The organism is Mesorhizobium sp. M7A.F.Ca.CA.004.06.1.1 (assembly GCF_003999135.1).
Taxonomy (GTDB): domain Bacteria; phylum Pseudomonadota; class Alphaproteobacteria; order Rhizobiales; family Rhizobiaceae; genus Mesorhizobium.
In genome coordinates this window covers 1-4,469 of record NZ_RZPQ01000493.1, presented here as the reverse complement: position 1 = coordinate 4,469, position 4,469 = coordinate 1, and the positions used below count along the sequence as shown (strand labels likewise).

The following is a 4,469-nucleotide window of genomic DNA, read 5'->3' as shown; positions in this document are numbered from 1 at the left end:
CGCCGATCTGCGGCGCACTTGCGGCGGCCTACCTGACGCTGCCGGCGGTGTCCTACGCCAGGATCGCCGGCCTGCCGATGCCCGATCCCGCCGACGACACCACCACGCTGGCGGCCGCCTTCCTGATCGGCGTCTGCGCCATGTGGATTTCGGACGTCCTGTTCGAGTTCGTGGTGCGGAGAGTCAGCCGCGCGCGGGACGAATAGCTGGTGCGGCGGCGATTGCTTGGCGGAATTGCCGAGGCACGTTTCCCGCGGCATCGAACCATCGAAGACAACCCAAAATAGCCCGTTCCGGTTCGCCGGGCGGGCTATTTTCGCGTGTCGGGCCGATCAAGCGAGGATGTTGACCGCGCGTGCCGCGACCAGCGCGATGGTCAGCAGCGAGATCATGGCCTCGGCCATCATCAGCAGCTTGGCGCGCTGGGAGAGTGGCAAGGTATCGGTCGGCGAAAATGCGGTCGCATTGGTGAAGGCGAGGAAGAAATAATCGACGAAGCCGGGCAGCCAATCTCGAAGCTCACGGTCGTTCAACGTCATCTGCGCGAACAGGAAATCGGCCTGTGCGAGCTTGACGAGGCCGCAGGTCGGCGGACCGCCGCGGTCGGTGCTCCAGAACCACAAGGCAAAAACGATGACGTTGGTGACCCAGATGTTGAGCGCGTCGATCAGCAGCGTCGTACCGCTACTGCCGGCATGGCCCTCCAGCAAGGCACGCACCAGCAGGACCAGCGAACCGCAATTGATGATGCTGATGATGGCGGTCATGGTCAGGGCTGTTCTGCGGATCATGACCCGAAACTGGCCGATCGCATGCCACTCGTGGTCCTCGACCGCCTTTCGGGTGGCGGCCTGCGTCCAGGCGGTGGCCACCGACAAGGGCAGCAGCAGGGCCGCCTCCAGCGCGGGCGCCACCCAGCGCGGCCCGAATGAGAGATTGTTGATGACCAGAAGCTGCAGGCAGATGATGACGAGAACGGCCGCACGGGCCATCCAGAAATCGAGCGCACGGTAGTGAATGACGGCATGGTGGTGGCGCATTTTTCAAATCCTGGATGCTTTTTGGGGACGGCAACCGGTCAGGCGTAGGCGACGCCTGCCGCGATCACGCCCAAGGCGCCATGCCCGGCATGTTCAGGGTGCTGCGCGATGGCGTGTTCCATTGTTGTCTTGCTGGCATGTGATGACGGGAGAGGCGGCATGGTGGCGCGAAACTCTGCCTCAATCTTGGTTTTGCCATGGTCGGCCAAGTATACATTTTCGTAAGCTTCAAGTTCTGGGCTGTTCGTAAAACCGTCCGGTGTGATTTATCCACCGCATGACGCGAATCGACGAAACCATGAACGGTTGGCTGCCGGTCGGCAGTTCTGTTCCAGGCGACTGGTGGCAGTCGTCGATCTGGCCGGGGCTGACGCGCTATCCAGAAGCCGGCCTAGCGCTTTTATGCCTGACGCAGATCCTGTGCTGGACCGTGATGCCGGCGCTTGTCGATGCCGCCCCGCCCGGCGATGTCGTCGAGAGCTTTATGTGGGGCCGCGAATGGGTGCTTTTGACCTACAAGCATCCGCAGCTCCCCGGCTGGCTGCTCGAGATCAGCCATCTTCTGACCGGATCGTTCCGCTGGCCGCAATATCTGCTCGCCCAGCTTGTCGTCTCGGCGACCTTCGTCTTCGTCTACCTGCTGGCCCGCGACATGCTCGGGAGAACCCGCGCGCTGGCCGCCGTGCTTTTGATGCCGTCATTGTATTTCTTCGGCTGGCCGACACCGCAGTTCAATCATGATTACGCGCAGATGCCCTTCTGGGCCGCAATCTGCTGGCTGCTGTGGCGTGCGGGCCGTGGCGGTGGGCCGGGCTGGTGGCTGGCGCTCGGACTGGTGTCGGGCGTCGGGCTCTATGCCAAGTTTTCCACCGGGCTGCTGTTGCTCTTCGGGGCGATCTGGCTGTTGTCGGACACGCGGGCACGCAATCGGCTCGCCACGCCCTGGCCCTGGCTTGGGCTCGCGGTTTTCCTCGCCGTCGCCGCGCCACTGGCCATCCAGCTCTACCGCATCGATTTCCTGCCGCTGACCTATGTCGCCGGCCGCGATGAATGGGTGTTGGTCCACCGCGCCCGCCTTTACTATATCGGTGTCCAAATGGCGGGGCTCTGCGGCTTATTGCTGGTGCTGTCGATATCGGGGCTGTTGCGGCGTTCGCCCGCGCCGGAACAGCCCATTGAGCGCGGCGCGCTGGCCTATCTCGTGTGGATGGGGCTTGGTCCGGCGGTGCTTGTCATGGTGGCCTCGCTGTTTACCGGCGCCGGCGAGGCGTGGGGCGCGCCGATGTACAATCTGGTCGGCGTTGTGGCGATCGCCTTGCTGGGTCATCGGCTTGGCGCCGTCGAACTGCGACGGCTGGCGATCTGCGCGTTCGCCTGCATCCTCGGCATGTCCGGTGCCTATGCGGGCATCCGCTGGACGAGTTGCAATTTGCGCGGGCGCATGGATGCCGTCTGCTGGCCAGCGCGGCAGATTTCGGACGAAGCCGAGGCGGTCTGGCACGCGGCGGTGCCCGGTCGGCTCGACATCGTCGGCGGCGATACCCGCATCGCGTTGCTGGCGGGCCTCAACGCCTATGACAAGCCGTCGATCTTCACCGACCTCGACATGCGGCTCGCCCCCTGGATCACCAGCCAGCGGCTGCGCGATCACGGTATGCTCCTGGTCTGGCCCGGGAGCGGCGTGCCACCTCGGCTGCTGGCGTGGCTGGGAAACATCCCGGTCAAGACCGTTCTTTTCGCCTGGTCGCTCAGGGCACCACCGGTGGCGATCAGCTTTGCCGCCATTCCGCCTGGCATGAAGCTACCGGGTTTGATCGACAGCCTCGCCCAACCGAGCAATTGAGGTAGATCCACCGCGTCCGCTGGACGAAGCAGGTGACAATGCCCATTTATGGCGAGACCACTTGCTTTCACGCAATTCCAGACGGAAAACCGCTACACACTTTTCCTGGAATTGCTTTTGAGGAGACGTGACATGGCGACTTCGACCGAACGTGCAGTCCTTGCCGGCGGCTGTTTCTGGGGCATGCAGGATTTGATACGGCGCTATCCCGGCGTCATCTCCACCCGTGTCGGCTACAGCGGCGGCGACGTGCCCAACGCCACCTACCGCAACCACGGCACCCACGCCGAAGCCATCGAGATCAATTTCGATCCGGCCATCATAAGCTATCGCACGCTGCTGGAACGCTTTTTCCAGATCCACGATCCGACGACCCGCAACCGCCAGGGCAACGATGTCGGGACGAGTTATCGCTCGGCGATCTATTACACCAGCGACGAACAGAAGCGCGTCGCCGAGGACACCATCGCCGATGTCGATGCCTCGGGCCTGTGGCCGGGCAAGGTCATCACCGAAGTCGCACCCGTTGGTCCGTTCTGGGAAGCCGAGCCCGAGCATCAGGACTATCTGGAGAAGTATCCCAACGGATACACCTGCCACTTCGTCAGGCCAGGCTGGAAGCTGCCGGTTCGCGAGACGGCGGTTTCGTAGATTCGCAACTGCGATTTGCCCTGCATTGCTGCTCGACGGTGTCGTCGAGCAGGTCATCGCATCCAAACCCCTTTCAGTCAGCGCACCGTGTCGCGTCGGCCATTGAGCTTTCACAATATCCGAGCGCTCTTCGAACGCCTTCGTCAACGGCGAATGCGGATGCGGTAGGCAAACACGGTCAGGTGGTTGACAGCCTGCCGTATCGCAGTCCAATTGCGCAGGAAGAGCTGATTTCGGGAGACGGGCCGTGAAGAAAATCTGCGAAAAGCCAGTGTTTGTAAAACGCGAGCGTCTTTCGGTTGTCACTGCCTTGGCATCGCCTTCCACTCAGCCGACCTGACAAGCTCGCCCTGATCTGTCGGCCCGTTTGAGCCGCCGAAGATGAGGCCGATCGAATCGACCGATCACTCGGAGCCGATCACAGCCGTTTTTGTCCTCGATATCTCTAACCATACGGGGCCTCTGCTCGCCGGCTGGCTAGAGGCTGGAAATGCAATTGGCGCGATCATCGTGCCCGGGTTCCGGCGTCGTCCCACCGGTTTCAGCATCGGCAATTTCCGACGAAGGCTTCAACGCAAGCTGCTGCTCAGGCGGTTTGTCGGTAACACGACTGTCAAGTTGATCGAATTTGGCCGCCCTTACGATTGGAATGCGCTTGGTCGCCAATTGTCTGACCTCCGCGCCGATGTGCTGGTCTGCTACACTTTGCCTGTCTTGATCCCTCAAGAGGTTCTTGGCCATTTTTCCAAAGGCGGGGTCAACCTCCACCCGGCGCTGCTCCCCGACTATCGAGGGCCACATCCGACCCAGCGCTTGGCCGTGGACGGCCGGTGTGCGGCTCATGGCGGCGTCACGCTCCACAAGATGTCCGCCGGTTTTGACGAGGGTGACATTCTCGGGCAGGTGCCGTTTTCCGAAGCTGACTGGACCTCGAG

5 protein-coding genes and 1 pseudogene are annotated in these 4,469 nt (G+C 62.4%); 4 read left to right on the top strand and 2 right to left on the bottom strand.

Annotated elements, in window-relative coordinates:
* Positions 1 to 206, top strand: a pseudogene (locus EN906_RS24210) (hypothetical protein); the annotation flags it as partial.
* Positions 207 to 332: 126 nt separating this feature from the next.
* Here the strand turns inward: EN906_RS24210 and EN906_RS24205 are convergent.
* Positions 333 to 1,040, bottom strand: coding sequence for a hypothetical protein (locus EN906_RS24205; RefSeq protein WP_127270889.1), 708 nt, complete (start codon positions 1,038 to 1,040; stop codon positions 333 to 335).
* A 38-nt stretch (positions 1,041 to 1,078) separates the two neighbouring features.
* On the bottom strand, positions 1,079 to 1,249 hold the full coding sequence (locus tag EN906_RS37375) for a hypothetical protein (protein WP_164748724.1): 171 nt from the start codon (positions 1,247 to 1,249) through the stop codon (positions 1,079 to 1,081).
* Between the two features lie 68 nt (positions 1,250 to 1,317).
* Here EN906_RS37375 and EN906_RS24200 point away from each other — a divergent pair, with 68 nt between their 5' ends.
* The 3 genes from EN906_RS24200 to EN906_RS24190 form a co-directional block, all read left to right on the top strand.
* The gene (locus tag EN906_RS24200) at positions 1,318 to 2,883 is read left to right on the top strand and encodes a glycosyltransferase family 39 protein (protein WP_236382756.1); all 1,566 of its coding nucleotides are present in this window, start codon (positions 1,318 to 1,320) and stop codon (positions 2,881 to 2,883) included.
* Positions 2,884 to 3,015: 132 nt separating this feature from the next.
* Entirely contained in the window at positions 3,016 to 3,534 is a 519-nt protein-coding gene (msrA, locus tag EN906_RS24195) for a peptide-methionine (S)-S-oxide reductase MsrA (protein WP_127272383.1), read from the top strand.
* Between the two features lie 381 nt (positions 3,535 to 3,915).
* Positions 3,916 to 4,469: formyltransferase family protein (locus EN906_RS24190; RefSeq protein WP_281060456.1), on the top strand; the 554-nt coding region annotated here is incomplete at its 3' end.